Origin of the sequence: Paracoccus aestuariivivens (assembly GCF_009711225.1) — a bacterium.
In the GTDB taxonomy this organism is placed as follows: Bacteria; Pseudomonadota; Alphaproteobacteria; order Rhodobacterales; family Rhodobacteraceae; genus Paracoccus; species Paracoccus aestuariivivens.
Window position 1 is genome coordinate 20838 of sequence record NZ_WMIE01000023.1, and the last position, 26834, is coordinate 47671.

The window sequence follows — 26834 nt, forward strand, 5'->3', positions numbered from 1 at the left end:
AACCGCCAGCGCCGCCAGCGCGAGAGCACGCGCTGCACTATCAAATTGGCGCAAAAACGAGCTACATGCTTGTTCTGACGGTGTGAATTGCGTCCTCGCGTTCCCGATCTCGGGAAAGCCGGCGCGCAACGGTCATTCCTTGCCGTAATGCGGGCTGTTGCGGTTCGGGTCTTCAGTGACCGAGTTACCGGCATCAATTCGCTGCTGGCGCTGATCGATCACATTGGGGGCGGGGTGGCGCAAGGCCTCCGGCCCCGTCAGGGGCGGCTCGCGCGGCGTGGGGACCAGCCGCTCATGCCCGGACGCACGCTGCGTCGATTTAGGGGGAGTTCTTGAAAGGCCCGTCCACAGGCCAAACCCCATTGCTGCAAAGCCACAGACCACTGCAGGGAAGGCAAGCGCCAAATGCCAGCCGGGGCTCAACCTCTCCGGCAAAATACCGTAGTCGATGACGAGCGCGAGGAGCGCAGTCCCGAACCCGGCCACGGCAGCCGAGCTGATCAGCCTGAATATGCCCCAAGCGATTACCGCCCAGAACAGGCAGGAAACGATATGGATGGCGAGCCCCAGTATCGTATGGGCCATATCAACGCCACGGAACTGTGCAACCTCCGGTCCCCATATGGCCTGCGTCGTGACATTCAGCGGCATCCAGAACCCATGACCGGCCAGCACCGCAAGAGTGCTGAGTGCAATCAGCGAGAACGCCGCCGCGATCAGCCCCGCGCGCAGGATTATGGTGGTATCAAAAACAGACCTTTCGCGCGACATGGGCATACTCGCAACCTTGCTTTCGCGTCTCAAACCACTGTCGCCGCGCATTGTTCCCGGCCGATCACCCTGTCTTCAAGTTGATGGGTCCTCGGATCTCGCCGGAACTTCGACGCGGTTTAAGCGATCCGCGTGCTCATCGCTGCGGTACGCTCACGGCGAACAATCTCAGCCCCATTTTCCGCACAGCACCGGAAACATTCAGCCGCGTCGCGGGTTACCAGCCCTCGAAAACGGGCAACAGCTCGATGCAGAAAGGAAGACGCCATGAATAACGCGGTTGGAACCTTGGTTTCGTCGGCCAATGTAAACGGCACGGCGGTCTATGGTCGAGACGGCAGCCATATCGGCACCATCGACCATCTGATGATCGACAAGCTTTCGGGCAAGGTCGCCTATGCAGTGATGGGCTTCGGCGGGTTTCTGGGTATGGGCGAGGAACATATGCCCGTCCCATGGAATGCGCTGAGCTACGACACGGCGATGGGAGGATTCGTCACCGACCTGACCGAAGATCAGGTCAGCGGTGCCCCCGCACGTAGCGAGGGGTGGGATAGGGATCGCGACTGGGAGACCCGGACCTACGATTACTACGGCATCCCACCCTACTGGATCTAAGTTCATCGCCTTTCTGTGCTTGAACGGCGAACCGGCAAATGGGTCGGGATCGTTTGTTTGCCAATACCACCACCCAGGAGAACCAGAGATGGATCACGCATCCCACCAGCGCCTGAATGAAAACGAACTGACCGATGCTGTGCTTTCCGGCGCAACTGTTTACGGGCCGGGCGACGAGCACGTCGGCACTGTCTCGCATTTGCATGGCAACGGCGCAGCTGCTCAGGCGATCATTGATGTTGGCGGCTTTCTTGGTATCGGCGCCAAGCCCGTCGCGATCCGCGTCAGCGAGATCGACTTCATGCGCGATGAAGCGGGCACCGTTCACGGCGTCACTCACCATGACAAGGACGCGTTGAAGGCCCTGCCCGAACATCACCACTAAAATAGAACAATGGCGGCGCCGCGACCGCGGCGCGGCCTTTTCGGCAAGGAGTTGAATCATGCCAGCCAGATCGAAAGCCCAGCAAAAGGCCGCCGGGGCCGCTCTGTCGGCGAAACGCGGCGACACCAAGAAAAGCGAACTCAAGGGTGCGTCAAAGGAAATGTACGATTCCATGTCCGAAGACCAGCTTGAGGATTTCGCCAGCACCAAGCGCAAGGGCAAGCCCGAGCACGTCAAAAAGTAGCGGCCTTGTAGCTCGGCCCCCCTGCCTCGCCCGTGCCGCTGCGGGTGGTGTGTGACGCCTGCAAAGCGTCACGGAGTTTGACGATGATGCGGGGGATTCAAGATCTGGATAACGTAAAGGCCGAGTTCATCACCGGTCTGCAATGATCGCATTTCTCGGCCTGACCGGCAGCGGAGGCGTCTTCCATATGCAAGAGGTCCGCTTGGGCAATGCCGTGGCCCAGATTCCTCGGGTCGCCCGGTGGGAGGCCTCCGACGAGATCAGGATCACCTTCAACGCGCCGCGCGGGGACCATAACGTCACCGTGGGAATGGGTTTCTTTGACCGGTTCGAGATCGGATACCTCCAACCCGAACCGCAGGCTAGCACGCTAACTTCAAGCGGCCATCGCATGCGATTTGCTGCGGAGCTCCCATCCCCCCACGGCGTCCACATCTCAATCCGGCCGATGCATTTCGGCTGGACCAGCTTCACGCTGGAGCTGGATGGAGAAAGCAGGACTGTCCACGTCCTGATAGTGCCATAGGTGCGGCATGAATTCTGTCATCCGAGGCGTCGCAATCTACGCGATCCTTTTGCTGATAACCCGTTTATCGGGGCGCCGCACCCTTGCGCAGGCCACGCCCTTTGATTTCGTACTGCTGATGATCATCGCGGAAATGACCTAACAGGCGCTGCTCGGTGATGATTTGTCCTTAATCAATGCAGTGATCCTGATCTCGACGCTGTTTCTGGCCGATATCCTGCTGTCCTGTATCAAGCGCCATTCGCGCCGCGTCGCGCTGTAGTTGGACGGAGCGCCGACGGTGCTGATCTCGCAAGGTCGGATCGACGCCGACGCCCTGCGCCGATCAAGGATCGGCGTCAGCGACATTCTCGAGGCCGCGCGCCACCAGCAAGGGTTGCGCAATCTGGACGACATCGACGCCGCGGTGCTGGAAACCAGTGGCGGCATCAGCATCATCCCCAAAGCGGGGCGGTGACGCGGGAACAAGTGTGCCGAACACGGGTTTTTCCTTCCAAGACCAAAGCCCGCTGCGCACCCGGCCTTTATGGCGGCGCGGTCGGCTCCGGCCAGTGAGGATCGCGCATGAATGACTATCCCAAACCCCCCTTTCCCGAACAGAGCCAGGATCTTCCCGGCAGTTTTCAGAAGATGCGACCGCGCCCTGATCACGGTGAGAAATCCTGGCGCGGCGCGGGTAGGCTGGAGGGCAAGGTGGCCTTGATCACAGGCGGCGACAGCGGCATCGGCCGCGCCGTAGCCATTGCCTATGCCCGCGAAGGCGCGGATCTGGCCATCGCTTATCTGGACGAAAGTGAGGATGCGCAGGACACCGCCGCCATTGTAGCCGAGGCGGGGCGCGAATGCCTTCTGCTCCCCGGAGATCTGGGCGATGCCGGGCATTGCCGTGACGTGGTGGCGCGCACGGTCGAGAAGTTCGGTCGCGTCGATATCCTGGTAAACAACGCCGCCCATCAGATGAAATTCGATGAACTCGGTGATATTTCTGACGAGGAATGGCGGCGCACCTTCGCCGTCAATATCGATGCGATGTTCTATCTGTCCAAGGCCGCGGTCCCACATATGTCGCCGGGCGCGGCGATCATCAACACCGCCTCGATCAATGCCGACAAGCCCAATCCGACATTGCTCGCCTATGCCACGACCAAGGGCGCGATCCAGAATTTGACCGCCGGATTGGCGCAGATGCTGGCCGAAAAAGGTATCCGCGTGAATGCCGTTGCCCCCGGCCCGGTCTGGACGCCGCTGATCCCGGCCAGTTTCCCGCCCGAAGATGTCGCGAATTTCGGCGAGAAGTACCCGATGAAACGCCCGGCCCAGCCGGTCGAACTGGCATCGAGCTATGTTATGCTGGCTGAGCCAATGTCCAGCTACGTTTCTGGCGCCACCATCGCCGTGACCGGCGGCATGCCGATGATCTGAGAAGGGATTGACGATGAGACAACAGTTTTTGCGATTGGGCATAGGCATAGCGGCGGGCTTTCTGCTGAAATCCTTTCTGGATGCGCGCCGAAGTCGGCTCGGACAGGCCAAGCTAATACGTGACGCCGGTCCCGCCGCCATGGATGAGCCTCCAGAGAACTGGGACATGGTGGATGAGCAGGCCGACGAATCCTTTCCGGCCAGCGATCCTCCGGCCAATTACTGAAACATGCCGGAAAGGCTGGTTTTCGTCTCGGATCGCGAACCCGGTATCTCGCGCCGCCGCGCGGGCAAGGGGTTCAGCTATCGCGGACCGGATGGCAAGGCGCTTGACCGCGACGAACTCGTGCGGATCAAGGCTCTTGGCGTACCCCCCGCATACCGCGATGTCTGGATTTGCGCGCGCGCCAATGGCCATCTGCAGGCCACCGGCCGAGACGATCGGGGCCGCAAACAATATCGCTACCATCCGCTATGGAGCGAGGCGCAGGCACGCACAAAATACGAACAGCTGGCGGCCTTTGGGCGCGCCCTGCCCGCCCTTCGCCGCCGTCTGTCGCGTGATCTGCAAGGCGAGGTGGGCGACCGCGATTTCAGCCTCGCAGCGCTCGTGCTGCTCTTAGACCGAACCTGCTTACGCATCGGCAACCCTGCTTATACCGCCGCAAATCGCAGCTTTGGTGCCTCGACCCTGCTGACGCGGCATCTGAGCTTAAGCGAAGAGGGGCTGATCCAGCTGAAGTTTCGCGCCAAGGGCGGCAAGCTTTGCCGCCATATCCTGCGCGACAAGCGATTGAACCGCATCCTGCAAGAGATCGGCGACCTGCCGGGGCGCAACATCTTTACCTATCTGGATGCCGAGGGCGAGGCTTGCTGCCTGCATTCCCATGACGTCAACGAATACCTGACCGAGATCGCGGGCGAGGGCATGACTGCCAAAACCTTCCGCACATGGGGCGGAACTTTGGCGGCGTTTGAACTGGCGGCAGGCCTACCCCCGGATGCTCGGCTGAGCATTCGGATGATGGCAGATGCGGCGGCGGAACGACTGTTCAACACCCCCACGATCTGCCGCAAGTCCTATATTCATCCCCGCGTATTGGACTTGGCCGCGCATGAGCCAACCGAGCGCACGTCACTGTTTCATGGCCTCGCCCGACCCGAAATTGCCGGTTTACGCGTCGCCGAAGCACGGCTGTTGGCCTATCTTGAGAGTTTGGCTTAAGCGGCCCGCACCCAATCGGCGATTTTCCAAGTCCAACCGATCTCGCGCGAGCGGTTGGGCCGCAGATAGGCCCAATTCAGCAGTGCCGCAGGCACGCCCAAGACGATGCCGATCAGACCCGCCCAGGCAAAGGTGGCGACTGAAACCTGCTCCATCGCCAAGCCCGCGACCACGACGGCCCCGGCGATGCAGGCAACCCAGAGATGGATGAGAAATACACGAAGATAGGGGATCATGGTGATGCCCTCCCGATGATTTTCCAATCTTAGGAACCAGCGGGCAGGCCTGATGTTCCAATTTGCGATCATCTATCCACGCTGCTGCCCCCACCGCTCACGACATCTTGAGCGAACCACAATCAGAGAAGACGGTTTGATTACAGCGGCCTGACAGACGAAGCGATGCAGGACGCACAAACAAAGTGAGCAGCATCTGGCGAACACACCCGGATCGGAAATCGCCATTTCCGCCTCGGGAGTAGCCCGAGAGTGGCAGCCAGAAAAACCGAGCAAACAGAGCCGAACTCTCGCTCGAAGATGACGCATCGGCCAAGAAAAGGAGCTTACATGAAAGGTATTGTCGCATGGTTTCTCGGTGTCCCCGTCATCGTCATCATCCTGCTTTACGTAAGCGGAATCTTTTAAGGGAGTTGCGCCATGTCCCATAACACCGAGCCCGAACGCGCCATGCGGCGGCATCCCGCCGCGATCATCGGCATCATTCTGGCGCTCGTGGTTGCGGGGGTCGCCTTGGTCTGGTGGATGGGGGCCGATCCCGTAGCCGAAGACGATGTCAGTCGCACAGCGATGCCCGAGGCTCCAGCGGGCACTCCTGCCGCCGGCAGCCCGCCTGAGAACTAGCCTATGGCTCCCCGCGTCTTCTGGAAGGGATATCTCAAGCTGTCTCTGGTAACGTGTCCGGTTACCATGATGCCCGCCACAAGCGACAGCGGAAAGGTCCGGTTCCACACTTTGAACGCCCGCACCGGACACCGCATCGTCAGCCGCTTTGTCGACGAGGTCAGCGGCAAGACCGTCGAGGATGACGATCAGGCCAAGGGCTATCCTAAGAGTGAGGACGAACATGTCCTGATCGAGGATGAAGAACTCGACGCCGTGGCACTGGAAAGCACCCGCACCATCGATATCGAGATGTTTGTCCCCAGCGCCAGCATCGCGTGGATATGGTATGACAAGCCGCATTTTCTGAGCCCTTCGGATAAGATCGGCGAAGAGGCGTTCTCGGTCATTCGCGATGCGATGGCCGCGACAGGCAAGGTGGGGATCGCACGGCTGGTTCTTTATCGCCGCGAGCGCGCGGTGATGCTTGAGCCACACGGCAAGGGCATCGTTCTTTGGACTCTTCGCTATGGCGATGAGGTCAGGGATGCGGACGACTATTTCAACGAGAGCGGCAAGATCAAGCCAGATGCGGCACTGATGAAGCTGGTTGGCAACCTAATCGAACACCAGATCGTCGATTGGGATGACAGTCTTGTGCAGGACCCGGTACAGGAAAACCTGCTGGAACTGATCGCCGCAAAGGAAAAATCTCCGAAAAAATCACGCCGCTCCGCCGCGCCCGCAGCGGAACAGCCCGGCAATGTCATCAATATCATAGACGCGCTGAAGAAAAGCATCGCCGCCGAGCGAAAGGGTAAGTAGCGAGACCCGGTCCCACCTTCTTCGACGCGACCCTCAGGGTTTTGCGGGCAATGGCACAGCCGCGCCTCGAAATCCGTCCCAAGGATCGCTTTCCTGCATTTCAAGTCGGTCGCGCAGGTTTGCCACGGTGAAATACGCGGGGCCGATATCGGGACCAAGCTCGGCCCAGTCGAGCGGCGTGGATACAGGCGCTCCGGGCCGGGCACGGGTCGAATAGGGCGCAACTGCGGTCGCCCCGCGCTGGTTGCGCAGATAGTCGATGAGGATGCGGCCCCTGCGCTTTGATTTAGCGATCGTGGCGACATAGCGGTCAGGACTGTCAGCGGCCATCGCCTCGGCCAACGCCTTGGTAAATGCCTTGGCGGCGCGCCAGTCTGCCTTGGGCGTCAAAGGCGATACGACATGTAGCCCCTTGCCTCCGGATGTCTTGAGAAAGGCCGCAAGCCCAGCCGCCTCGAGCCGCCGTCGGACCTCCTGTGCGGCCTGGATCACCGCAGCCCAATCGACGCCATCTCCGGGGTCGAGATCCATCACGATCATATCGGGCCGTTCCCAATTGGCGACGGTCGCGCCCCAAGGGTGGATTTCCAGCGCCGCCGCCTGCACCAGCGCAATCAACCCGTCCAGATCGGTAATGCTGATCAGCGGGTTTTCGGATTTATGCTTGGGATCTATGACCGGCGCGACCTGTTTCCCCATCCCCTTCCAGACGTGTTTTTGAAAGAATTTCTGGCCCTCGATCCCCTCGGGGCAGCGCAGCAGCGCGAGCGGGCGTCCTGTGACAAACGGGACGATGCGGGGCCAGATTTCGGCATAATAATCGGCCAGCCTCTCTTTTGTGACACCCGCTTCGGGCCAATAGATGCGGCCGGGATGCGTCAGCTTGACCGTGCGGCGCTGGTCGGGAGCCGGTTTGGCGGGGGTTTCGCGCATGATCTCTCGCGGCTCTTTATCCTCGCGCAGCCCCCGGAACGAGGCATGGCGCAAATGGCCGTCGGCGGTCCAGGCCCGGAACTCCACCTCGGCCACCAGTTCGGGACGAACAAAGACAACCTGCCGCGCCGCATCAGCGCTCAGCTTGTCGTCAAAGGGGCTTTCCTTGACGCGCAGCGCCTGAAGGCGCTGATACAATTCACCCGCCAACTTGCGGCTGAAACCGGTCCCGACCCTGCCAACATGGTGCAACTTGCCGCCCTCATAAACACCCATCACCAGTGAACCGATCGCCTTGAGTGCAGCGCTCGAGGGTGTAAAGCCGGCGACGACAAACTCCTGTCGCGCCGAGCATTTCGATTTCACCCATGCCCGTCCCCGGCCCGAGCGATAGGTCGAATCCCGCACTTTCGAAACGATCCCCTCAAGGCTAAGTCGGCATGCGTGGCGCAGGACCAGCGAACCGTCATCTTCGAAATGGTGGCTCAAGCGGATCAACCCGTTACCATCGGGGACCAGCGGCGCGAGCAGCTCTTTGCGTTCGACCAGCGGCAGGCCGCGCAAGTCACGCCCATCGAGATAGAGCAGGTCAAAGACATAAAGGCGAAAGCGGTGATCCCGCCCGGCACTGAGATCGGCCTGCAAGGCCGAGAAATCTGAGGCGCCACTTCCCCCCTCGACCACCAGCTCGGCATCCAGAATGGCGTCCGTGAGAGGGAGTTCCCCCAATGCTTCAAGAATGCGTTTCCCGAATTTTGCCGTCCAGTCTAGGCCGCTGCGGGTCAGAAGCGTGGGCTTGCCGCCCTCGACCCGCGCCTGAAGCCGGTAGCCGTCAAATTTGATCTCGTGCAGCCATCGCACCCCCGAGGGCGCGGCACGGCCCAAAGTCGCCAGCATGGGTTCGACAAAACCGGGCATCGCGGCCTTTTTCCCGCGCCGCGCCGTCTTGCCCGACACATCCGCGCTATCGCTGTTTGAGATGACAGAGTGCGGTCGTTCCTCAAGGATATCCGGTGCGGCGCGGGCGAACTCGTCATCCCCTTTGATCAGCAGCCAATTATCGCGCTTTTCATCTGGCTTTCCCTGCATCTGCACCAGATGCCACCGCCCTTGCAGCTTCTCCCCTTGCAGCGTGAATTCCAGATGCCCCTTGGCATAGCCCTTGCTGGCATCACCTTCCGGCTGCCAGGTGCCGCGATCCCACAGGATCACCTCACCCGCGCCATATTGGCCCTTGGGGATCGTGCCCTCGAAGTTGCCATATTCCAGAGGGTGATCCTCGACATGCACGGCAAGGCGCTTTTCGGCGGGATCAAGGCTTGGACCGCGCGTGACCGCCCAGCTTTTCAGAACGCCGTCCATTTCAAGCCGGAAATCGTAATGCAGACGCCGTGCCGCATGTTTCTGGATCACGAACGCATTGCCGGATTTGCGCGCCTTGCGCCCTTTGGGTTCGGGCGTGGTGCCGAAGTCGCGCTTTTCGCGATAGGTTTCCAGCGCCACGTCTTAGCCCGTCTTCTTGCGCGATGGCCGCTTTCCCGCGAGGTCGGCACTTTCGAGCAAAGCGGCCATCAGATCCACGACCTGCGCCTTGGCGCGGCGTGGCTTCGCTGGGATCGTTTTACCCGCCGCCTTGGCCTTGACCAGAGCGGCCAGAGCGGCCTCGTAACGGTCGTCAAATGCCGCAGGATCAAAGCTGCCCGTCTTGGTCGTGATGATATGCTTTGCCAGATCAAGCATCTCGCCCTTGATCTTACGCTCGGGAATATCGTCAAACGCCTCTTCCGGGGAGCGGACTTCATGATCGAAATTCAAGGTATGGGCGATCAGGCCGCCATCGTCGGCGCGGATCAGCAGCACCCGAAGCCTGCGGAACAACACCGTCCGGGCCAGCGCGGCGACGTTCTTTTTTCGCATCCCGTCGCGGATCAGCACATAGGCTTCCCGCCCGGTGGGATCGGCGGGGGCAAGATAGTAGGGCTTGTCGAAGTAGAGCTTGTCGATCTGGCCACAGTCCAGAAACCCTGAGACCGCGAGCGTCTTGTCACTTTCTGGAATGGCATCGGCGATCTCGTCGGGGGTAAGGATAACATGCTCGCCCGAGGCGATCTCATATCCCTTGACCTGATCCTCGCGCGCCACCTCCTGCCCGCTTTCCGCATCAACGAATTCACGGCGAAGACGATCGCCCGTCTTGCGATTGATCATGTGAAAGCTGATCCGATCGGAGGTGGAGCTTGCGGTGTAAAGCGCAACCGGGCATGTCAGCTCGGAGATCTTCAGCATTCCTTTCCAGTTCGCCCGTGGTGCCATCGCACTGCCCCGCTTCCTGCCGCTCTGGATAAACATTTTCAGGAATGGGAGGTTCCGGAAACGATGCGTCCGGCTAAAATCAAACCCTCCGTCCCGAAAGAGGGCGGAGGGCTGACTTTACGTCCACATGACTATCGCAGGCATTCACCCGCGAAGGATCACATATCCGGCCACTCGAAAGCCGGAGCGGCCTCGAGCGCGGCCTTGTCGGCGGTGAAGACGATGAAATAGTCGTTTTCGGAGTCGCCGTCACGGATCACGCGAAGCTGGTCCATTGCGACAGCAACGGATTTCTCGCCCATACCGAGGAAGCCACCCACGTCAACAAGCACCGCCTTGAGCTGGCCGTCCTTGCTTAGAACCAGATCGCTGATCTCACCGACATTATCCCAGCCCTCGTCGACTTCGTTGATCTGGGCGCTGGCATCCACATCGGCCTCGGATACGTAAAGCCGCTTGCCGATAAAGGTCTCGGCGGACATATCGCCTGCTGTGGCCATATAGCTGAAGCCGGACGCCGGAGCAGCCGCGGTGGTATCCGCCGGAGCGACCGCAGTGTCCGCTGCGGGCGGAACGGTTGCATTATCTGCCGGCATTGGCGTTGCCGGTGCTTCTGTCGTCGCAGGCGGCGTGGTTTCCGTCGTGGTCTGAGCGAGGGCGGGACCAGCCAGCAATGCGACAACAGCGGAAGTTGCAAAGAATCTGTTCATGTCTCGATCTCCTTCTGAGCGGTCCGGTCTATCCGGTTGCCAGTTCAACGGGCGGAAGGCGGCATTGTTCCGACTAAAAACTTATTGTTATCAGGGATCAGAATACGGAACCGAACCAGTTTGCCTCAATGAGAGCGACTAGCAGCGATTGGCGGGCAATCTCACCTATTTCCTCAGTGATCGTTAGGATGCCCGCCTCAGAGCCTTTCGGGCAAAAACTCGAAGCTGGCCCGCAGTCCCGGATCATTGCTAGAAAAAGTGATCTCTGTCCCCAGTTCGGCGGCTGCGAGTCTGGCGATCTTCATCCCCAAACCCGTGGAACCTGCCATCGTCATCAGCCCCAATCCGCGACCGTTATCCGAGATTGTCACCCGGACTATGCCCTGCCCGGTTTCTTCCAGACTGACTGAAACGAGACCGGCCTTGCCGGGTGTAAACGCGTGCTTGAAGGCGTTCAGGACCAACTCGTTGACCAGCGTTCCGACGGCCACCGCCTGATCCGACGACACGTCAATCGAGACTAGCTTGGGAATGATGGTCACCCGAGGCGGAGCGAGCGCGGAAAGTTGCTCGCAGATCGACGCCAAATACTGGCTCAGATCGATGTGGTTGCTCCGTTCCGTCTTATAGAGCAATTCATGCATGGTGGAGATGGCGTCCACGCGGCTTTTCATCGAAGCAATTGCCGCAATCGACTCTGGTTCGCGCAGGTCGCGCATCTGGATGCGCAGTAGTGACGAAAGGGATTGCAGCGAATTCTTTACCCGGTGGTCGACCTCAAGGCGAAACATCCTTGATGCTTCCAACTCCTTGCGGAGTTCAAGTTGCACCATCACCTGTCGTGCAAGGACCCGCAGAGCATTTTTCTGGTGCGAAGAGAGTCTTCGCGGCCGATGATCCAGAACGCAAAGTGTTCCCAACGGCAGCCCCTCCGGCGTTTTCAGAAGGGCACCCGCGTAAAAACGCAGACCCGTATCTCCAGCACATAATGGATTGTCCGCCATGCGCGCATCCAGCGCGGTGTCTTCTATCTCGGTAAACTCATCCCGCAGGATCGCATGGGCACAAAATGACGTCTCGAGCGGCGTTTCTCGGGCACCCAATCCTACCTCAGCCTTGAACCACTGCCGCTCGGCATCGATAAGATTTATCACCGAGATAGGTGTAGCACAGATCTCCGAAGCAAGTTCGACGATTTCATCAAAGTCGGTTTCAAAATCGGTGTCGAGAATGGCGTAGGATCGAAGAGCCTTGAGACGCTGCCTCTGATGCGGGTGCGAGTCGGCTTTCATGATGTTCCTATTTCCAGAACCAGAATTCATAATTTTATAGAGAGATCAGAGTTGTCGGCAAGTCGCGAGGTTGGGTGTGCGCCAATAGGATACATCCCTTGGCACCGCCACTCTAATCTGCGCACAGCGCCTCGTCGACTTCGTAGGTCAAGCAGCATGAGATAGCCTAGGGCATTCGCAAGTTCTTACAATCTGAAGTCAGTCGAAGGGGGCTGGACAGCTGAGATCGCCCTCTTCGCAGTTCAGGAGTGATTGCAGCGCTGTAGATCTCGCCTCGGTCAACTCGGCCAAACATGAGCTGTGGATCATCGGATAGACGCTGCCCTCGACGACGGACGACGCGCGAAAGTCGCAGTCGGCATCGCGAAAAGCAATCCAAGCGCGTTGCGCTCGGACGAGAGCCGCCTTGCTGTCTGGTATATCCGCAAGCCGCGCCGAGACCTTCCCGTAGATCTCGTTCAACCGCCTGTCCGCTGTTCTATAATCTTGTTCGGCACATGCGTTCAATGTGAACTGATCAATCGCGTCCGCACAAACCGTCGGAGACTGGGCATCAGCGACAAGCGGCAACGCTGTAGTCAGGGTCGTTAACGCGATCATCATGACACGTGATTTCATGCGACTTCTCCGTTTCGCCGGTCTATCGTAAGTACCTGATTGTTGCCGCCAAATGCCTCGGTGCGGCGACGTGATCATTCTTGACCCAGAGGGGTTGCCCCAAGGATTAGGTCACGTTGATAAATGTCCAACCCAGAACATAAGGTCTCTGGTGGGCAGTCACACAAAACAGCGGACAATTCAGGCAAGTTTTTGAAAAGGCCACAATCAAAGATCTCCCTTTGCCGCAAACCCGCTCTTACGGCGCCTATCAAATCCACAGAGAAAGCAGTTGATTGCCGAAGCCCTATCCGTGTCAAACGGTAATGACGGGATAGGGAGACGTGTATGACGCGATGGCAGTGGCTCTTGCAGCGGTTGACGCGGCGACTTTGGCTGCGCGCTTCGTTGATCGGGTTCTTGGGAATCGCGACGGCAGCGCTTGCCGCAGTGGTCGAGGGTTTCCTGCCTTGGCATCTGCCGGGGACTATCGGTGCAGATGCCGTCGACAGCCTGTTGAACATCATCGCGTCCAGCATGCTGGCGGTTACGACATTCTCGCTGTCAGTGGCGACCTCGGCCTATGCGTCGGCCACCAGCAACGTGACGCCCCGCGCAACGCGATTGCTGGTCGAGGACCGGCTGACACAGAACGTTCTCTCGACTTTTGTCGGATCGTTCCTGTTCGCGGTTGTCGGCATTATCCTGTTGCGCACGGGGGCCTATGGCGATCGGGGCCGGGTCGTGCTGTTCGCAGCGACGATCTTCGTAGTTGCCCTGATCGTGCTGACTCTTCTGCGCTGGATCGACCATTTGACACGCCTTGGCCGGGTCGGTGAAACGACCGAACGGGTCGAGGATGCCGCGCGCGAGGCGCTGGAAGCGCGCCTGACCAGACCCTATCTTGGCGGCAAGCCATTGGTCGGACCCGCCAACGGTATTGAAGTCTGCAGCACCGAGGTTGGCTATCTTCAGCATATCGACATGGCCGCCCTGTCGGATTGGGCCGAGAGCGCCAGCGCGACCATCGCGTTGCTCCACACCCCTGGGGCCTTCCTGCATCATGGCCGCGTCATCGCCGTGGTGGACGGGCCGCTGGACGATCCCACGCCGATCCGCGACGCATTCACAATCGGCACGATCCGGAGTTTCGATCAGGATCCGCGCTTCGGTCTTGCCGTGATGAGCGAGATCGCCTCGCGCGCACTCTCGCCTGCGGTCAACGACCCGGGCACCGCCATCGACATCATCGGGCGGAACCTGCGCCTTCTGACGCTGTGGGCAAAAGGAGGAAATGCCGAGGACGTCATCTACCCACGCATCCACGTCTCCCCCTTAGCCGATTCCGATCTCGTCGAGGACGCCTTCTTGGCCATCGCCCGCGATGGGGCGGGCATGGTCGAGGTTCAGTCACGCCTGCAAAAGGCGCTTATGGCCTTGGCCGATCAGAGCAGACCAGATATGCGCGCTGCGGCACTGGATCAATCGACGCTTGCGCTGGCTCGAAGTGATCAGGCTTTGCCGCTGCCGCAGGATCGCGACAGGCTGCATGCTATCGTTCGAGGGCACCGCCTCTCTGCGCGTTAGCCATGATTGACGAATTTGGTAAAAAAATCCGACAATTCGATGATGTTATGATACCGAAATGCGCGCGTTCCGGCACATAGTATGCGCCAATTCTCACTGTCGGAACCAGCGGTCGGATGCTGCTCCGCTTGCCACGGAGGGCGAATGACCTGCATAGTCATTGCTCCGAAAGGTCGGCGCAAGAGGAGTCACATCCGAGCCTGCGGACGCCCTGTTGCTATAGAATGTCGTTTGCCTACGGCCTCGCAAGGTCGTCAGAACGCTGCAGAGGCATGACGAGTCCGCAAGGTGCGGCAGGAAGCGAGAGGGTCTTGAGGTCCAAAGGCACCCGCAATGCTGGCTTCGACGCACGCCGTGCCGAATTGTTGGGGCGGATGCGAAACCGGCTTTTGCGACGCGATACACCCCGACCGACACTGCGCGAACTTGCCGCGGAGGCCGGTTGCAGCGTCTCCACCTTGAAGCATTACTTTGGCAAACGAGACGACATCGGTAAGCGATGTCCCGATCACACGTTGGTGGCGTAGTTCCATGGGAGCAGGCCTTGGATCTGGCTTTGTTTGTGGCCGTTGACGATGGCGGTGAGCGTAGTTGTCAGCCATCAACGCACCGCTGATTCCGGTCCCGACGATGATCACGTCCCATGTCTTCGAGGATGGCGTCTTGATCGAGGGGGCGCCGATGCCCCTTGTCGCCGCCCAGAAGGGCTTCGCCAGATGCAGCCGACGCTGCTTTGTGCGGGTCGGTCGCGCGGCCACGATCAGGCAAGATCCCGCAGCGAGGCCTCGCGATCCCAATAGCGCAGGGTCGCGGCCTTGGGCAGTTTCGGAAGGTCCACCACGCCCGCGTCCGGCTTGACCCCGGCACGGTCAAGCAGCGCTTTCGCGCCTTCGTCATGGCCGAGCGCCTTGAGATGGGCATAAGCATCCGCGACGAAACCCACCGCAGCGCTATCCTGCGCCAAACGCCGGGCTGCATCCTCAGTCAGGACCAACGCGACCGCATCGAACAGCCATGAGGGCGAGCCGGCAAGCTGCCCGTCGGCCTTCATCTCGCCGCCTTGCAGCTTCATCCCGCCGACCTTGGAGGCGATGGTAAAGGGCGTGGCGCCAGCGTCCTTGACGGCTTTGATCAAGGCCTCCAGCGCCGCTTTGTCAGACCCCTCATCGAAAAGGATGCCGACCTTGCGCCCCTGTAGCGTGGCCTGCCAACGCTTCTGGATCGACAAGGCATCGCTTGGCTCAAGGTCGATGGGCTCTTTCGCGGGCGGAGCGGCGTTCGGCAGATCCAGCCCCAGCCCTTTGGCGACACGTTCGGCCAGAGTCTCATCGACATTGCGCAGCTGCGACAGGACCCGCAGGCGGATGTGATTGAGCGCCAGCTTGGATAGTTCGAAAGTGATGGCCGAGGCGATATGGGCCTGTTCATTTTCGGTCTGCGATTTCCAGAACATGCGCGGCTGGCTGTAATGGTCGGCGAAGCTCTCCGAGCGCACCCGCAACTTCTCGCCCGCGACCGGTTGCGGCGCAGTGCAAAACCCGTCGGCGCGGGGGCGCGGGCCGGGGTCTTCGCCCGCCTCGTCCAGACTGTTCGGCTCGTAATTGGCGCGGCCCTTGGGGATCTGGGTCTGCATCAGCCCGTCGCGCATCATATTCGCATAGGGGCATTTCGGGGCATTCACCGGGATCTGGTGGAAATTCGTCGTGCCCAGCCGCGATTTCTGCGTGTCGAGATAGGAAAACAGCCGCCCCTGCAGCAGCGGATCATCCGAGAAATCTATACCCGGAACCACGTTCGACGGCAGGAAGGCCAGTTGCTCATTCTCGGCGAAATGGTTGTCGGGATTGCGATCCAGAACCATGCGCCCGATCACGCGCAGCGGTACGACTTCCTCGGGGATGATCTTGGTCGCGTCCAGAACGTCATAGGGCAGACTGTTCGCCAGTTCCGTATCAAAGCTTTGGATCGCGAGGTCATATTCGGGGTAATCGCCTGCGGCAATCGCCTCCCAAAGATCGCGGCGGTGATAGTCGTTATCCGCGCCTTGCAGTTTTGCGCTCTCGTCCCAGACCAAGGATTGCGTGCCCAGACGCGGACGCCAATGGAACTTGACGAAGCTTTCCGCACCATCGGCATCCACCAACTTGAAGGTGTGGATGCCAAAGCCCTCCATCATCCGGTAGCTGCGCGGGATGCCACGGTCGGACATGGCCCACATGACGGTATGCAACGTCTCGGGCATCAGCGAGACGAAGTCCCAGAACGTGTCATGCGCCGAGGCGGCTTGCGGAAATCCTCGGTCAGCTTCCATTTTCACGGAATGGATCAGATCGGGGAACTTGATCGCGTCCTGAATGAAGAAGACCGGAATATTGTTGCCGACTAGGTCCCAGTTGCCTTCGTCGGTATAGAATTTCGTCGCAAAGCCGCGCACATCGCGTGGCGTATCGACCGAGCCCGCGCCGCCCGCGACAGTGGAAAAGCGCACGATCACCTCGGTCCGCTTGCCCTTCTTCGCGAACAGGCTGGCGCGGCTAAGCTCCGGGATCGGGTCGGTGCATTCGAAATGGCCGTGCGCGACCGAGCCACGGGCGTGGACGATGCGCTCGGGGATGCGCTCATGGTCGAAATGGAAGATCTTCTCGCGCAGGATGAAATCTTCCAACAGCGTCGGGCCGCGCGCGCCTGCGCGCAAACTGTTCTGGTTGTCCGAGATCGGCGCGCCGTGATTGGTCGTCAGCTTCGGCGTAGCGCCGCGACCGATCTGCTGCGTCTCGCCGCCTTCGCCGGTCGTTGGGTCATAAGGTTTTGCCATCTTCCTTGCCTTCCGATTGGGGTGGGCCAAATCTTCTGGGATTGCGGCGAAGCAAGCCTCGCCCGGCATCTAACGCCCTAGAACGTCAGCGTGAAATGATCGCCGATATCGGGTTCGGCACCGGTCAGATTGGCCTTGGCGACCTGATAGAGAAATCCGATCCCGCCGGTGGTCGACCAGATTTCGGCACCGGTAAGGCTCAGCCTCAGCAGTCGCAGGTCAGGGTCTTCTTTACCGCCCTCGAACCAAGCCGAGGCCACGCTGCTCCAGATCTCGTCCAGCTTTTCGCGGTCCTCCGATAGTTCCAACCGTCCCTCGATCTGCGCGAAAAGCTTGCCAGATGCATCGCCGACGATATGGATTGCGTCCTTGGCGCCGCCCTGTACATCGGCAACCAGATCGGTGCCGTCTGCGGTAATGAACCACAAAGCGCGTGCCTCGGGGTCGGCATAATGCGACATCGGCACCAGCTTCATCCGCTCACGGATGCCCAGCATGCCAGCATTGATACCATCGAGGCGCTTCCAGAAAATCTGCTCGTCATTGGCCATGGAACTCTCCCTTCCTAGGTGAGGATTGTGTCGTCGTCGGCACAGGCCACCGGCCTCGGGCCGTGGCGTGCAGACTGACTGATGTTTCCGAGATCGGCATATCCTGCCGGTTCTGGGGCAAGCCGCTACTCGCCCGATGCGGGGTAAAACGTGCTTCGCGGGTCAAGGTTCCCACTTTGGAAATCTTGCTCGAGGCCGGCACCGCGAGCGGCAATAGTCGGCTATACCGTCGAAATCAGCATCGAACCAATCCATCGAATCTTATCGGTCCTTAATAATGGCGGGCCGGCTTTCGCACTCGCATTGGTTGCGGCCTGAAGCAATCGCCCTTTCTGTTCCGATCCGACGGATCCAAGCGGTCAAGCAGCAGTCGTGGTGGGGTGATTGGAGAGGTCATAAAAAGGTGTATGTCGACACACATGTTCCGCATAATAAAGCAAAGATACGGATTGCTTGAGAGGAAGATGGTACGGTCAGTTACCCCTGCTAAGGCGCAATTATCGAGAGTCATGAAGAGCACCTTCAAACCGCGCTATCCGACGACGTCAGGTGCAGGGAATGCGGGGACATTTGGGTCTTTAACCCAAAAATTTCCAACCACCCTGCCCTTCCGCATTGCTATCCATGCCACATATGCAACCGTGCATCTGTTTCAGCATTCGATAGTCCAAGTTGCCATGGTATGGATAAGAACCATGCGTTCGAAGCCAGCGTCTGCCGCCAAGGCATCTGCATCGCCTCGGGGTTGCCTCGGCGACCTCATTGCGAGCGCCAGCGCCAGCCAGAGGATTGAGGGGCTGGAAATCGACGCACAGGCGCGTGCCGACTTCATTGAGTTCGAAGCAGGTCGAGTTAGCCTAGCGGATCTTCGAGTCCGCATCCTGGGGAGATACGGTTTGGGCGCAGATCCGAAATGAAGGCGAGCCAAGCGCGATCCAGCAGGCTCCTTAGCCCTTGTCGCGCATCTTTTATGCGCATATCATAAGCGCATTGATGGAGAAGTATAATGCCCCCAATCCAAACTGATGGTGTGCGCAAACCAGCAAACCTGTCGCTAGACCAAACGTTGCTGGCGGAAGCGCGGGCACTTAACATCAATCTGTCTCGCGCTGCAGAAGCTGGCTTGCGTGAGGCCGTGCGCCAGGCACAGGCAGAACGCTGGCGACGCGAGAATGCCACAGCCATGGCGGCGTCGAATGCTTGGGTCGAAGAAAACGGCCTCCCACTGGAACGCTACAAGCCATTCTGATGAGCCGGTTCACGCTATACCCAGCTCTTTCCGGCGACGGTTTTCTGTTGGATGTTCAATCCGATCTATTGGATGGATTGAACACGCGCGTGGTCGTGCCGCTAATGCCGCTCGCGCAGGCACCTCGACCAATGTCGGTTCTGAACCCGGTTTTCGACATTGCTGAACGCCCGCATGTCATGGTCACCCAGTTCCTCTCAGCAGTGCCAGCAGGACTTCTACGTCAGCAGATCGGCTCGTTGGCGGTGCAATCCGAACAGATCACGCACGCGTTAGATTTTCTGCATCAGGGTTTCTGAACAAACGCATTCATCGCGAGCGTTGCGCTTCCCCGACACTGCGCCACCTGGATTTCTCATTGAAGCAGAGCCCCGAACGCTGCAGACCGGTTCCAATCATCGGACGCAAGTTGGCGTGCAAAGGCTTCGATTTAAGTGCAACGTATCCAAAGGTGCTTTTTTTTTTCAGGTCTACTTGGCTTGCGATGCAAACACTGCAGTTGGCACGGTCTCAGTAGGTTGTGCGCCCCATTCTAGTTCGCGCTCACTTTCCTTAGTAGGTAGGACATGGTTTCAATGGTCGGAATCGGGCTCGGCATGAGCAAACAGTAGTCAACCGAGTTCGCCAGCCACCATCGCGCCGAATAAGGTTGGGCGGCATTCGCGGCCAACCAGTGCGACTTTTCATCTTGGAAGCGGTGCAAACAACAACTTCACGAGCTTTGACGGCAAGTGAACATCCTCCTGAGAAAATCATTCGATTTGGTCGAGAAGCTTCGCCACCGCCACCTCTAGACGCCGACGCTCCACCGTCGAAAAATCACGCGCTAGCCGGATTTCCAAACGTCCGTTCGCAGCCGTGCATTTAGCACTTCCCTGAGGGCGGGCGATCTGAAACGTCGTCTTAGCCTTGCCGACGGGAACATTAGCCGCTGGCTGACGAGGTGCTTTTCCAGTGTGTTCAAGATCACCCCCCTGCCCCGCATAACGACGCAAAGTGTCCAGTTCATCCTTAACCGAGCGAGTGTCCCAATCCTTGAGCTCGGCCTTGACAGCCGCGACCAGCCCCGGCACATCTTCCAGCTTGGCCGCCAGCGCCAGACCGAGCGCGCGTGGGATTTCCTGTGCATATATCAGCACCTCACCCAGCTGCTCGACCAGCGGGATGAAACTGCGGATATAGCTGCGTTTCTGGTAGCCGGCGGATTTAAACAGGATGGCCACCGCCTTTTCCGGGTCGTTCTCGGCAGTCAGCGGGTCCATGGCATAATGCAGAGCCAGCTGGGCCATCTCTGCAAACGAGATATCTTTGCGAACCATGTTCTCATCGACCATGCGCCGGTATAGCTGCTCCAATTGATCGCCGCGCGCTGCAATTCCAGCAGGGATTCGCCCCCATTTTTCAGCGTCCCCGGTTTCATCCAGCAATTGCCGATAAGCCGAGAGACGGCGCCAACCCTGAATCAGCTCGTAGCGACCATTCACAGCGGGCTCGACCTGGATCGGGTTCGACAGCCCTATCTCGCGAATGGATTCGACTAGTTCTGCCAGTTCGAAATCCGCACCCTGAGCGCGGTCGCGGACCAGCTTGAGCGTGTCGATCACATCAAGTGGGATCATGTCGACGATCAGCCCCGCACGCTTCAGGCGGACATGCTCCCGCGCCAATGCGTCGTTTTCCTGACGGATTTCCGCTTCGATACGGGCACGGTCACGAGTGGACTCGGCGGTCTCTACGATGGCCGACGCCATCGGGCCACGACGCCCACCCTCCTCATCTTTCCCCGCGGGGAAGATTTCAGCGTCACCATCGGGCATCTCTATATCGAACATGCGGCGCTTGCGGCTCATGCTTCGACCTCCACCTTCTCCCATGCGGCAATGACATGGGATTTGAACTCTTCATAGGCCTGATCGAAAGTCGCGCGTGCCCGACGCCATGTGCCGCGGGTCATCTCGCGGTAGTCGATCTCGTAAATCGAACTGAGGAAGCGCCCGGACTGTTCGACCGCGCGGGTCAATTCGATCGGGTTTTCCGCCATGCGTTCACCAAACACCTGCCGGAATGCATTCAACATCGCGGTGTGCAGCTCGTTCGAGGGCTCAAAGCGGGTCATCAGGAAGCGGACATCGGCAAAGGCCTTGGGCAGCCGAACCTTCCCCGTGGGGAAGTTCTCAAAGCCATGCGACAAATCCTCCAAGGCCTCGGCCAACTGGCCGATGAAGCTGGTGGTCGAGTCGTATTCCCAATAGCCGGGGCCAGAGGGAATATAGAGCATGTCGGCCGCAAAGACCGCGTTCATCGACTGATAGCCGATGGCTGGCGGGCAATCGAACAGAATCAGGTCATAGGCATCATCGGGCAAGCTATCAAGGAAGCGCGACACCGCACCAAAGAAGGTCCATTCGGGATTCAGGTGCCGGTACTGCGCGCTGGCAAACTCGACGAAGGCAGCATTGGCACAGCTGGGCACGATATCGATGGTCGACCAAGCCGTGCGCTTGATGAAGTCGGCAGGCCGCAGGGTGCCAAGCCCCATGTCGCTGATCGACACGGGCAGCTTGCGCTGGGGCAGGGCGGTCCCCGACTCGGCTCCGGCGGCGGCAGCATTCATCCGCTCGGTCTCGCGCTGAAGGTCGCGGGCCATGATGCCCCAGACGGTATGATCCTCGCCAACGTCGGACAGACCCATCGAGTGGCTGAGCGTCGCCTGAGGGTCGAAATCGACGACCAGCACGCGATAGCCGTCTAGCGCCGCGGCATGGGCGAAATGCAGCGCAACCGTCGACTTGCCCGCACCGCCCTTGAAGTTGGCGATGGCAGCACGCAGTGCGCGCTTGCCTTCGGGGCGGGGCGGCATCAGCGTCTTCTTGTTGATGCGCACACGGCGGCGCAGCTCATTGATCTCATCTAGCGAGAACCAGCGTTGGCGGCCATCCTCTTCAACTTCCCCGAGGGGAAGGTTCGGATCAGCCGCCAGCTTGCCGCGGAAGGTGGACTGGTTGATGCGGAAGATCAGCTCGGCCACTTCCCAGCTGGAGAAACGGCGCAGGGTCTTTTCATTATCCGGGCTAAAGGTCTGGCGCCGGATCCAGCCCTGCATCTTCAGGGATTGCGACTGCAGTCGGGCAAGGTCTTCGTGTGTATACATGTTGTGCCTGTATTCGAGGACGCTAATTTTTGTCTGTTCCGCTTTTACGCCGGATTTGCGCTTTAAGCAAAAGCGAAGTTCAATCGAAACAGGATTTCGTCAATGTCGGTGTTCTTTGGGCGAATCGCCATTCGAGACAGCGCGAGGCGCGGCTCAACCACAACGCAGAATAGGGGACAGGCAATTGAGTGAGATTGACGAATAGGGGACGTCTGCGCCAAAATGAGGGACGCCATGGATGACCCCCTATACCAATAATACCATTCTTAATCATGGTTTCAGATCAAGGCTGGCGATCTTGAGCCAAGGCGCTTGACAGAATCAATCAGCCGGACGCAAATTCGATGAAGAAATCGAAAAGCGTTGTGATCGCCTCAGAAGGCAGCATCGAAGCAGGACGCTTACCAAGACAGAACCGCCCTCAAGGCGGTCATTGACAGCGACCGGATAATTTCCGGCAGGCAGGGCAGTGATGCAGACGATCAGGGCCGTCGGTCGAGAGGCGGCGTCGAAGAAATACGACCTTCTCTCGGCCATGATGGCGCATGCGCTGGCGGGTGACCAGCACCGCCAGCGGCTGGTGCTGCGCCTGATGGCCCTGATGACAGCGCGCTATAATTGGCAACGCGACGAACTGACGGTCGGCCAGCGCGAGATTGCCCGGCTGTGGTGTGTCGATGCAAGGACCGTCAAACGTGACATGGCCCGGCTGCGCGATCTGGGCTGGGTCGAGGTCAAGCGTCAGGGCGCGCGGGGCCGGGTTTCGGTTCTGGGTCTGAACCTTGAACGGATCATGCTGGATACTCGAAAAGAATGGGTCAATATCGGCGAGGACTTCGTGAGCAGGGTAGGGGGTGCGACCGTCGAGCCAATCTCGCAGGTCATTCCGTTTCCGCGCTCCGTCGCTTCAGTGCCGAAAGGGACGTGGGGTGAGGCATGCCGCAGGCTGGCTGATGAGGATCAGGGACTTTGCGACAGTTGGTTTGGTGCGCTGGTCGATGGCGGCATTGTGGACGGTTGCCTGACGCTGATCGCTCCCAGCCGCTTTCACGCGAATTACGTTCGTACTCACTTGCTGGACCGTCTGATTATCGCAGTCCGGCGCAGCGACGCCTCAGTCGGTCATGTGCGGATTGAGATCACCTGACACTGTCTGGTTTTCTGAACGCGCTTCTTAATTGGTCCCCAAACCGAGTGCGTCGTCTCCGCAGGCGAGGCTGACATGGCCCTTGCTGAGCGACCCACGGGCGCCATTGGTTCAAGCCCAATGGCGAGCGATGGCCTTCGTTGCAACCATGATCCGAACCCGGTTCGACGGGAACATCACGAGCGGGCCTTCTGCGGTCAAGACCAGCTCCGCAACACGTTCTGCGGGCGCCGTCCGATTCAGACGCAGTGTGAGAGGGCTAATGATTAGATCGATCGGCGCCGTAACCGGCGTTTCGGACGGCTTTTGCTACGCCAAAGAGCGCACCAAGCTCCGCTCCCGTAATCTCGGGCACCACCAGCTTGCCTTGCCGGGCCAGCATGCACCACGCGGACAAATGGTTCGCTTTCAACGACGCGCGCCGCGGCACCTCGTTCACCGACACGCCTGCCACCAATGTCTCGGCAACGATCCGGGCCTTCGCCTCGTCGGATTGATACCGCTTGGCTGCTGGAGCCGCCAAAAGCTCCACAAACCCAACGGCCTCCATAGGGCGCTCACGATGACACCTCCCGTGCAAATCTCCGCAGGGAGCCGCATCGCAGCTTCCGGATTCTGCAGGAAGGTGCGGTGAGGACGCCGCTTACTTCCTTCATTCCACCACCAACTTTCGCCCGTTGCTCCACGGTGCCGCGATTTGGGAGGCTTTGCCTAAGCGGAGGCCATCGGTAACATAAGCGGCCTGAACTAAGCTGATAGAAGCAGAGATTTGCGAAATCGCACGCTCAGACTCACTTACTGTTTTGGATAATAGTTCGTCTGTTGGGCGGCCCTGATGACTATCTTACCCAAAAAGATAAAATGGATTGCTGAAGCCCGTTCATCGCTGTAATCTTACCTAAATAGGTAAGGAGTTGAACCGGTGATCACTGATAACGAGCGCCAACTGCTTCATCATATGGGCCAACGCATCCGAGAGGTTAGAAACTCTCAGGGCCTGACGCTGGATCAACTCGCCCGTCTCACTGGTATCAGCGCCCCGGCACTGTCGCTGATAGAGACGGCGAAACGTGATCCTCGATTGACAACGCTTGCCCGTATTGCAGATGCGCTACGCTTGCCAGTTTCGAGATTGATCGAGGCCGAGGCCGCAGCCAGCACAACGCTTAGCGGTGACGCATCACAAGGCTATGACCTCGGAGACTACCAATGACGGCCTCTGTCCCGATTTGGTTTGACCAATTCCAGGTTGGACAAGTCGAAGTCGCAGCCGATGGTGCGCTGTCACTGCGATATGCAGAGCCATGGCTGCAGACTGCCGGGGCATTTCCGCTTTCCGTTACCATGCCGCTGCGGCCTGATCCTTTTCCGTCCGATCTCATATCGCCTTGGCTTGCGAACCTGCTGCCGGAAGAGCAGCAACTGCAGCTCCTGACGCGGTCACTGGGTTTGGACCAGGCGGATGTGCTGGCAGTGCTTAAAGAGATAGGGGGCGATACTGCGGGCGCGCTATCGTTTGGTGAACCGTCGGATCGTGGCCGCTGGGCCTATACGCCGCTCACGGAACTCTATCGGACCAGCGATGAACAGGAAGCACTGGAACGTCATTTTCAGGATCTGGGCCGCAGGCCGTTCCTTGTGGGCGAGGAGGGCGTGCGTCAGTCCCTTGCAGGGGGTCAGAAAAAATCAGCTTTAGCCGTTCTTGCTGCCGATGGAGCGCCTGTGCTGCGCTTGCCCGGCAAAGGAGACATACTTGCCGTACCCCGCAATGGCGCGCCCTCTACGCTGATCGTGAAACCTGACAATCCCAATCTACCCGGCATCACCGAGAATGAAGTCTGGTGCCTGCGCATGGCACAGGCTATCGGCATTGAAGCCGCACAGACGACGGTCTTGCAGGCAACCGAGCGCACGGCAATCTGCGTCTTGCGCTATGATCGCAGGCTTGGCCGCGACGGTCAGTTGTTCCGCCTGCACCAAGAAGACTTCGCTCAAGCGAATGGTTTGCCGCCTGGGCGTAAGTATGAGCGCGGTACCTTGCCCGGTCTCGACTTGAAAACGCTTCTCGAAACAGGACGCCATGTCAGCGCGAGTGACGCGCTGGCGCTGCTCGACCAGGTCATCTTCAACATCCTTGTTGCCAACACCGATGCCCATGCGAAAAACTACTCCTTGATCCTGCCCGTGGGGGCGACACCGCGACTGGCGCCACTTTACGATGTGTCGTCGGTATTGCCTTGGCCGCATGTCGTGCAGAGCTTCGCGCAAAAGATCGCCGGGAAAAAAAGGACATCAGAGCAGATCTCGGGTCGACACTGGGAAGCGATTGCCCGCGAGATCGGATATCGCCCGACCGATGTTCGCAATCGGGTTCAGGAGCTCGTCGACAAAATGGTGGCCAATAGGGTGGCGGTCACCGAGCAGGTTGCTGCGTTGGCGGGTGCGACCGAGGGCTATGCCGCGGAGGCTGCCGAGTTGATTGAAGAGAATGCGCGTCGCATCGCTGGGCGATTGTAATCGATAACTGGGAAAGCTGCGAATTTCTGAAGGGCGGTCAGAGCACTGTTGGACACCCAATGCCATCGAGCGTCTGAACGAAGAATTCCGACGCCGCATCAAGACCCAGACCATGCTGCCCTGCGCCGAAACTGTTCCGATGCTGCTCTGGGCGCTTCTGGCATAAGGCCAGATCCAGATGCGCAAGATCGACGGCTGGGAAACCATCTCTCAGCCTCTCGAACCGATGTCTCTTGACCTCGCCGCCTAACCGGAGCCAATTTCACATGCTCGGAGCGAGCCGCCAGCGAATTTCCACAGCATTCACGACACGACCCCAACTCCTGTTCGGCCTGGCATGGGACATGGCGCGGCCCGAGGCGATCACGGCGCAGGATGTCCTGCGCGCCGGGCTTGGCGCGGTGCTTCTGGTCACCGGCGCCTTCGTCATCCTGTCGCGCCATGCTTAGGCAGCTTGCCTTGAGGTGGCCAGCTTTGGGAGATCTGCTCCGGCAGTCGGTTGACGGCTCCCGGCTTTCTGCAAGAAATGGTAGGGGAACGCGTGACTGAACCGCGCTTGGCCCGGATGCAGGAGGGTGAGGATGCAGCCCAGAATTTCCGTGCTCACGCTGGGTGTCGCCGATCTTGATCGCGCGCTCGCCTTCTACCGCGATGGCCTCGGCCTTCCGACCGAGGGCATTGTAGGTCGCGAGTTCGAACATGGCGCGGTTGCCTTCTTCGAACTCGCGCACGGGTTGCGGCTCGCAATATGGGCGCAGGATGACATTGCCCATGACACGGGAATGCCGAAGCAGCCGGTCAGTTCCACGTCCTTCACCATCGGTCACAATGTCAGGCATCGCGAGGAGGTGGATCAGGTGATGGAGGCCGCTCGTCGCGCCGGTGCGGAGATCGTCAAGACAGCTCAGGGCACGTTCTATGGCGGCTATGCTGGCTATTTCCGTGATCCCGATGGGCATCTGCGGGAGGTCGTCTGGAATCCCGAAATGATGCCTCGGGACGATTGACCGGTGGCCCGGGATGCTGCGCGGCGGTCGGCGCATGCCTATGGCTTTGGCCTGAACGTTCGTCGCAATTCATCGTTGCGCCTCTCCGCGGCAAGGCCTTGCCTTTCCGC

At 59.6% G+C, this 26834-nt stretch carries 31 protein-coding genes and 1 pseudogene; 20 read left to right on the forward strand and 12 right to left on the reverse strand.

Features of this window, described 5'->3' with window-relative positions:
• Window positions 1–132: 132 nt before the first annotated feature.
• Entirely contained in the window at window positions 133–777 is a 645-nt protein-coding gene (locus GL286_RS19685) for a hypothetical protein (RefSeq protein ID WP_155097283.1), read from the reverse strand.
• A gap of 261 nt (window positions 778–1038) precedes the next feature.
• Here GL286_RS19685 and GL286_RS19690 point away from each other — a divergent pair, with 261 nt between their 5' ends.
• The 9 genes from GL286_RS19690 to GL286_RS19725 all read left to right on the forward strand — a co-directional run bounded on the left by GL286_RS19690 (window position 1039) and on the right by GL286_RS19725 (window position 5191).
• Window positions 1039–1389 (forward strand): PRC-barrel domain-containing protein, encoded by a 351-nt coding sequence (locus tag GL286_RS19690; RefSeq protein WP_155097284.1) that lies wholly within the window; start codon window positions 1039–1041, stop codon window positions 1387–1389.
• A gap of 88 nt (window positions 1390–1477) precedes the next feature.
• Window positions 1478–1774 carry a PRC-barrel domain-containing protein gene (locus GL286_RS19695; RefSeq protein ID WP_155097285.1) on the forward strand — a complete coding sequence of 99 codons (297 nt, stop codon included), beginning with the start codon at window positions 1478–1480 and terminating at the stop codon, window positions 1772–1774.
• Between the two features lie 58 nt (window positions 1775–1832).
• The gene (locus tag GL286_RS19700; RefSeq protein ID WP_155097286.1) at window positions 1833–2018 is read left to right on the forward strand and encodes a DUF3008 family protein; all 186 of its coding nucleotides are present in this window, start codon (window positions 1833–1835) and stop codon (window positions 2016–2018) included.
• A 142-nt stretch (window positions 2019–2160) separates the two neighbouring features.
• Entirely contained in the window at window positions 2161–2544 is a 384-nt protein-coding gene (locus tag GL286_RS22360; protein ID WP_155097287.1) for a hypothetical protein, read from the forward strand.
• A 7-nt stretch (window positions 2545–2551) separates the two neighbouring features.
• Window positions 2552–2686: a DUF421 domain-containing protein gene (locus tag GL286_RS22820; RefSeq protein ID WP_281352161.1), complete on the forward strand. Its 135-nt coding sequence runs from the start codon at window positions 2552–2554 to the stop codon at window positions 2684–2686.
• A 120-nt stretch (window positions 2687–2806) separates the two neighbouring features.
• Entirely contained in the window at window positions 2807–3001 is a 195-nt protein-coding gene (locus GL286_RS22680) for a YetF domain-containing protein (RefSeq protein WP_281352162.1), read from the forward strand.
• A gap of 107 nt (window positions 3002–3108) precedes the next feature.
• The gene (locus tag GL286_RS19715) at window positions 3109–3966 is read left to right on the forward strand and encodes an SDR family oxidoreductase (protein WP_155097288.1); all 858 of its coding nucleotides are present in this window, start codon (window positions 3109–3111) and stop codon (window positions 3964–3966) included.
• Between the two features lie 13 nt (window positions 3967–3979).
• Window positions 3980–4192: a hypothetical protein gene (locus GL286_RS19720; RefSeq protein ID WP_155097289.1), complete on the forward strand. Its 213-nt coding sequence runs from the start codon at window positions 3980–3982 to the stop codon at window positions 4190–4192.
• Window positions 4193–4195: 3 nt separating this feature from the next.
• Window positions 4196–5191 (forward strand): DNA topoisomerase IB, encoded by a 996-nt coding sequence (locus tag GL286_RS19725; RefSeq protein WP_155097290.1) that lies wholly within the window; start codon window positions 4196–4198, stop codon window positions 5189–5191.
• Here GL286_RS19725 and GL286_RS19730 read toward each other — a convergent pair.
• Complete coding sequence (locus tag GL286_RS19730) at window positions 5188–5427, reverse strand: hypothetical protein (protein WP_155097291.1); 240 nt, start codon at window positions 5425–5427, stop codon at window positions 5188–5190. The two genes, GL286_RS19725 and GL286_RS19730, sit on opposite strands and share 4 nt — an antisense overlap.
• A 420-nt stretch (window positions 5428–5847) precedes the next feature.
• On the opposite strand from GL286_RS19730, the gene GL286_RS19735 reads away from it, so the two are divergent.
• Together GL286_RS19735 and ku (GL286_RS19740) are read left to right on the forward strand one after the other, a co-directional pair.
• Entirely contained in the window at window positions 5848–6051 is a 204-nt protein-coding gene (locus GL286_RS19735; RefSeq protein ID WP_155097292.1) for a hypothetical protein, read from the forward strand.
• A 3-nt stretch (window positions 6052–6054) separates the two neighbouring features.
• Window positions 6055–6855 carry a non-homologous end joining protein Ku gene (ku, locus tag GL286_RS19740; protein ID WP_155097293.1) on the forward strand — a complete coding sequence of 267 codons (801 nt, stop codon included), beginning with the start codon at window positions 6055–6057 and terminating at the stop codon, window positions 6853–6855.
• 33 nt (window positions 6856–6888) lie between these two features.
• Here ku (GL286_RS19740) and ligD read toward each other — a convergent pair whose 3' ends face one another.
• The 5 genes from ligD to GL286_RS19765 form a co-directional block, all read right to left on the reverse strand.
• A complete protein-coding gene (gene ligD, locus GL286_RS19745; RefSeq protein WP_170295315.1) occupies window positions 6889–9291 on the reverse strand; it encodes a DNA ligase D in 2403 nt (800 codons plus the stop codon).
• A gap of 3 nt (window positions 9292–9294) precedes the next feature.
• Complete coding sequence (gene ku / locus GL286_RS19750; RefSeq protein WP_343038946.1) at window positions 9295–10137, reverse strand: non-homologous end joining protein Ku; 843 nt, start codon at window positions 10135–10137, stop codon at window positions 9295–9297.
• Between the two features lie 122 nt (window positions 10138–10259).
• Complete coding sequence (locus tag GL286_RS19755) at window positions 10260–10811, reverse strand: PRC-barrel domain-containing protein (protein ID WP_155097295.1); 552 nt, start codon at window positions 10809–10811, stop codon at window positions 10260–10262.
• A 197-nt stretch (window positions 10812–11008) separates the two neighbouring features.
• Entirely contained in the window at window positions 11009–12103 is a 1095-nt protein-coding gene (locus GL286_RS19760) for a sensor histidine kinase (RefSeq protein ID WP_155097296.1), read from the reverse strand.
• Window positions 12104–12301: 198 nt separating this feature from the next.
• Complete coding sequence (locus tag GL286_RS19765; protein ID WP_155097297.1) at window positions 12302–12721, reverse strand: lysozyme inhibitor LprI family protein; 420 nt, start codon at window positions 12719–12721, stop codon at window positions 12302–12304.
• A gap of 327 nt (window positions 12722–13048) precedes the next feature.
• Here GL286_RS19765 and GL286_RS19770 point away from each other — a divergent pair, with 327 nt between their 5' ends.
• The gene (locus GL286_RS19770; protein WP_155097298.1) at window positions 13049–14287 is read left to right on the forward strand and encodes a DUF2254 domain-containing protein; all 1239 of its coding nucleotides are present in this window, start codon (window positions 13049–13051) and stop codon (window positions 14285–14287) included.
• Window positions 14288–15047: 760 nt separating this feature from the next.
• Here the strand turns inward: GL286_RS19770 and GL286_RS19775 are convergent.
• Together GL286_RS19775 and GL286_RS19780 are read right to left on the reverse strand one after the other, a co-directional pair.
• Window positions 15048–17102 (reverse strand): catalase, encoded by a 2055-nt coding sequence (locus tag GL286_RS19775; protein WP_155097299.1) that lies wholly within the window; start codon window positions 17100–17102, stop codon window positions 15048–15050.
• Window positions 17103–17179: 77 nt separating this feature from the next.
• Window positions 17180–17653, reverse strand: coding sequence for a pyridoxamine 5'-phosphate oxidase family protein (locus tag GL286_RS19780; protein ID WP_155097300.1), 474 nt, complete (start codon window positions 17651–17653; stop codon window positions 17180–17182).
• A 509-nt stretch (window positions 17654–18162) separates the two neighbouring features.
• On the opposite strand from GL286_RS19780, the gene GL286_RS19785 reads away from it, so the two are divergent.
• From GL286_RS19785 to GL286_RS19795, 3 genes are all read left to right on the forward strand, one after another.
• A complete protein-coding gene (locus tag GL286_RS19785) occupies window positions 18163–18570 on the forward strand; it encodes an antitoxin VbhA family protein (protein WP_155097301.1) in 408 nt (135 codons plus the stop codon).
• An 89-nt stretch (window positions 18571–18659) separates the two neighbouring features.
• Window positions 18660–18902 carry a type II toxin-antitoxin system CcdA family antitoxin gene (locus GL286_RS19790; RefSeq protein WP_155097302.1) on the forward strand — a complete coding sequence of 81 codons (243 nt, stop codon included), beginning with the start codon at window positions 18660–18662 and terminating at the stop codon, window positions 18900–18902.
• Window positions 18902–19201: a CcdB family protein gene (locus GL286_RS19795; protein ID WP_155097303.1), complete on the forward strand. Its 300-nt coding sequence runs from the start codon at window positions 18902–18904 to the stop codon at window positions 19199–19201. Before GL286_RS19790 ends, GL286_RS19795 begins: the two co-directional genes overlap by 1 nt.
• Before the next feature lie 453 nt (window positions 19202–19654).
• Here the strand turns inward: GL286_RS19795 and GL286_RS19800 are convergent, their stop codons facing one another.
• The gene (locus tag GL286_RS19800) at window positions 19655–20752 is read right to left on the reverse strand and encodes a ParB/RepB/Spo0J family partition protein (protein ID WP_155097304.1); all 1098 of its coding nucleotides are present in this window, start codon (window positions 20750–20752) and stop codon (window positions 19655–19657) included.
• The gene (locus GL286_RS19805; protein ID WP_155097305.1) at window positions 20749–22053 is read right to left on the reverse strand and encodes an AAA family ATPase; all 1305 of its coding nucleotides are present in this window, start codon (window positions 22051–22053) and stop codon (window positions 20749–20751) included. Before GL286_RS19805 ends, GL286_RS19800 begins: the two co-directional genes overlap by 4 nt.
• Before the next feature lie 472 nt (window positions 22054–22525).
• Here GL286_RS19805 and GL286_RS19810 point away from each other — a divergent pair, with 472 nt between their 5' ends.
• Complete coding sequence (locus tag GL286_RS19810) at window positions 22526–23200, forward strand: hypothetical protein (protein ID WP_155097306.1); 675 nt, start codon at window positions 22526–22528, stop codon at window positions 23198–23200.
• A gap of 259 nt (window positions 23201–23459) precedes the next feature.
• Here the strand turns inward: GL286_RS19810 and GL286_RS19815 are convergent, their stop codons facing one another.
• The gene (locus GL286_RS19815; protein ID WP_155097307.1) at window positions 23460–23750 is read right to left on the reverse strand and encodes a transposase; all 291 of its coding nucleotides are present in this window, start codon (window positions 23748–23750) and stop codon (window positions 23460–23462) included.
• Between the two features lie 372 nt (window positions 23751–24122).
• Between GL286_RS19815 and GL286_RS19820 the strand changes: the two genes are divergently transcribed.
• The 4 genes and pseudogenes from GL286_RS19820 to GL286_RS19835 all read left to right on the forward strand — a co-directional run bounded on the left by GL286_RS19820 (window position 24123) and on the right by GL286_RS19835 (window position 26724).
• Window positions 24123–24413, forward strand: a complete 291-nt coding sequence (locus GL286_RS19820; RefSeq protein WP_170295316.1) for a helix-turn-helix domain-containing protein — start codon at window positions 24123–24125, stop codon at window positions 24411–24413.
• Complete coding sequence (locus GL286_RS19825) at window positions 24410–25717, forward strand: type II toxin-antitoxin system HipA family toxin (protein ID WP_155097308.1); 1308 nt, start codon at window positions 24410–24412, stop codon at window positions 25715–25717. The genes GL286_RS19820 and GL286_RS19825 overlap by 4 nt, the downstream gene beginning before the upstream one ends.
• Before the next feature lie 19 nt (window positions 25718–25736).
• A pseudogene (locus GL286_RS19830) lies at window positions 25737–25967 on the forward strand (transposase); the annotation flags it as partial.
• Window positions 25968–26298: 331 nt separating this feature from the next.
• Window positions 26299–26724 carry a VOC family protein gene (locus GL286_RS19835; RefSeq protein WP_155097309.1) on the forward strand — a complete coding sequence of 142 codons (426 nt, stop codon included), beginning with the start codon at window positions 26299–26301 and terminating at the stop codon, window positions 26722–26724.
• Window positions 26725–26834 lie beyond the last annotated feature (110 nt).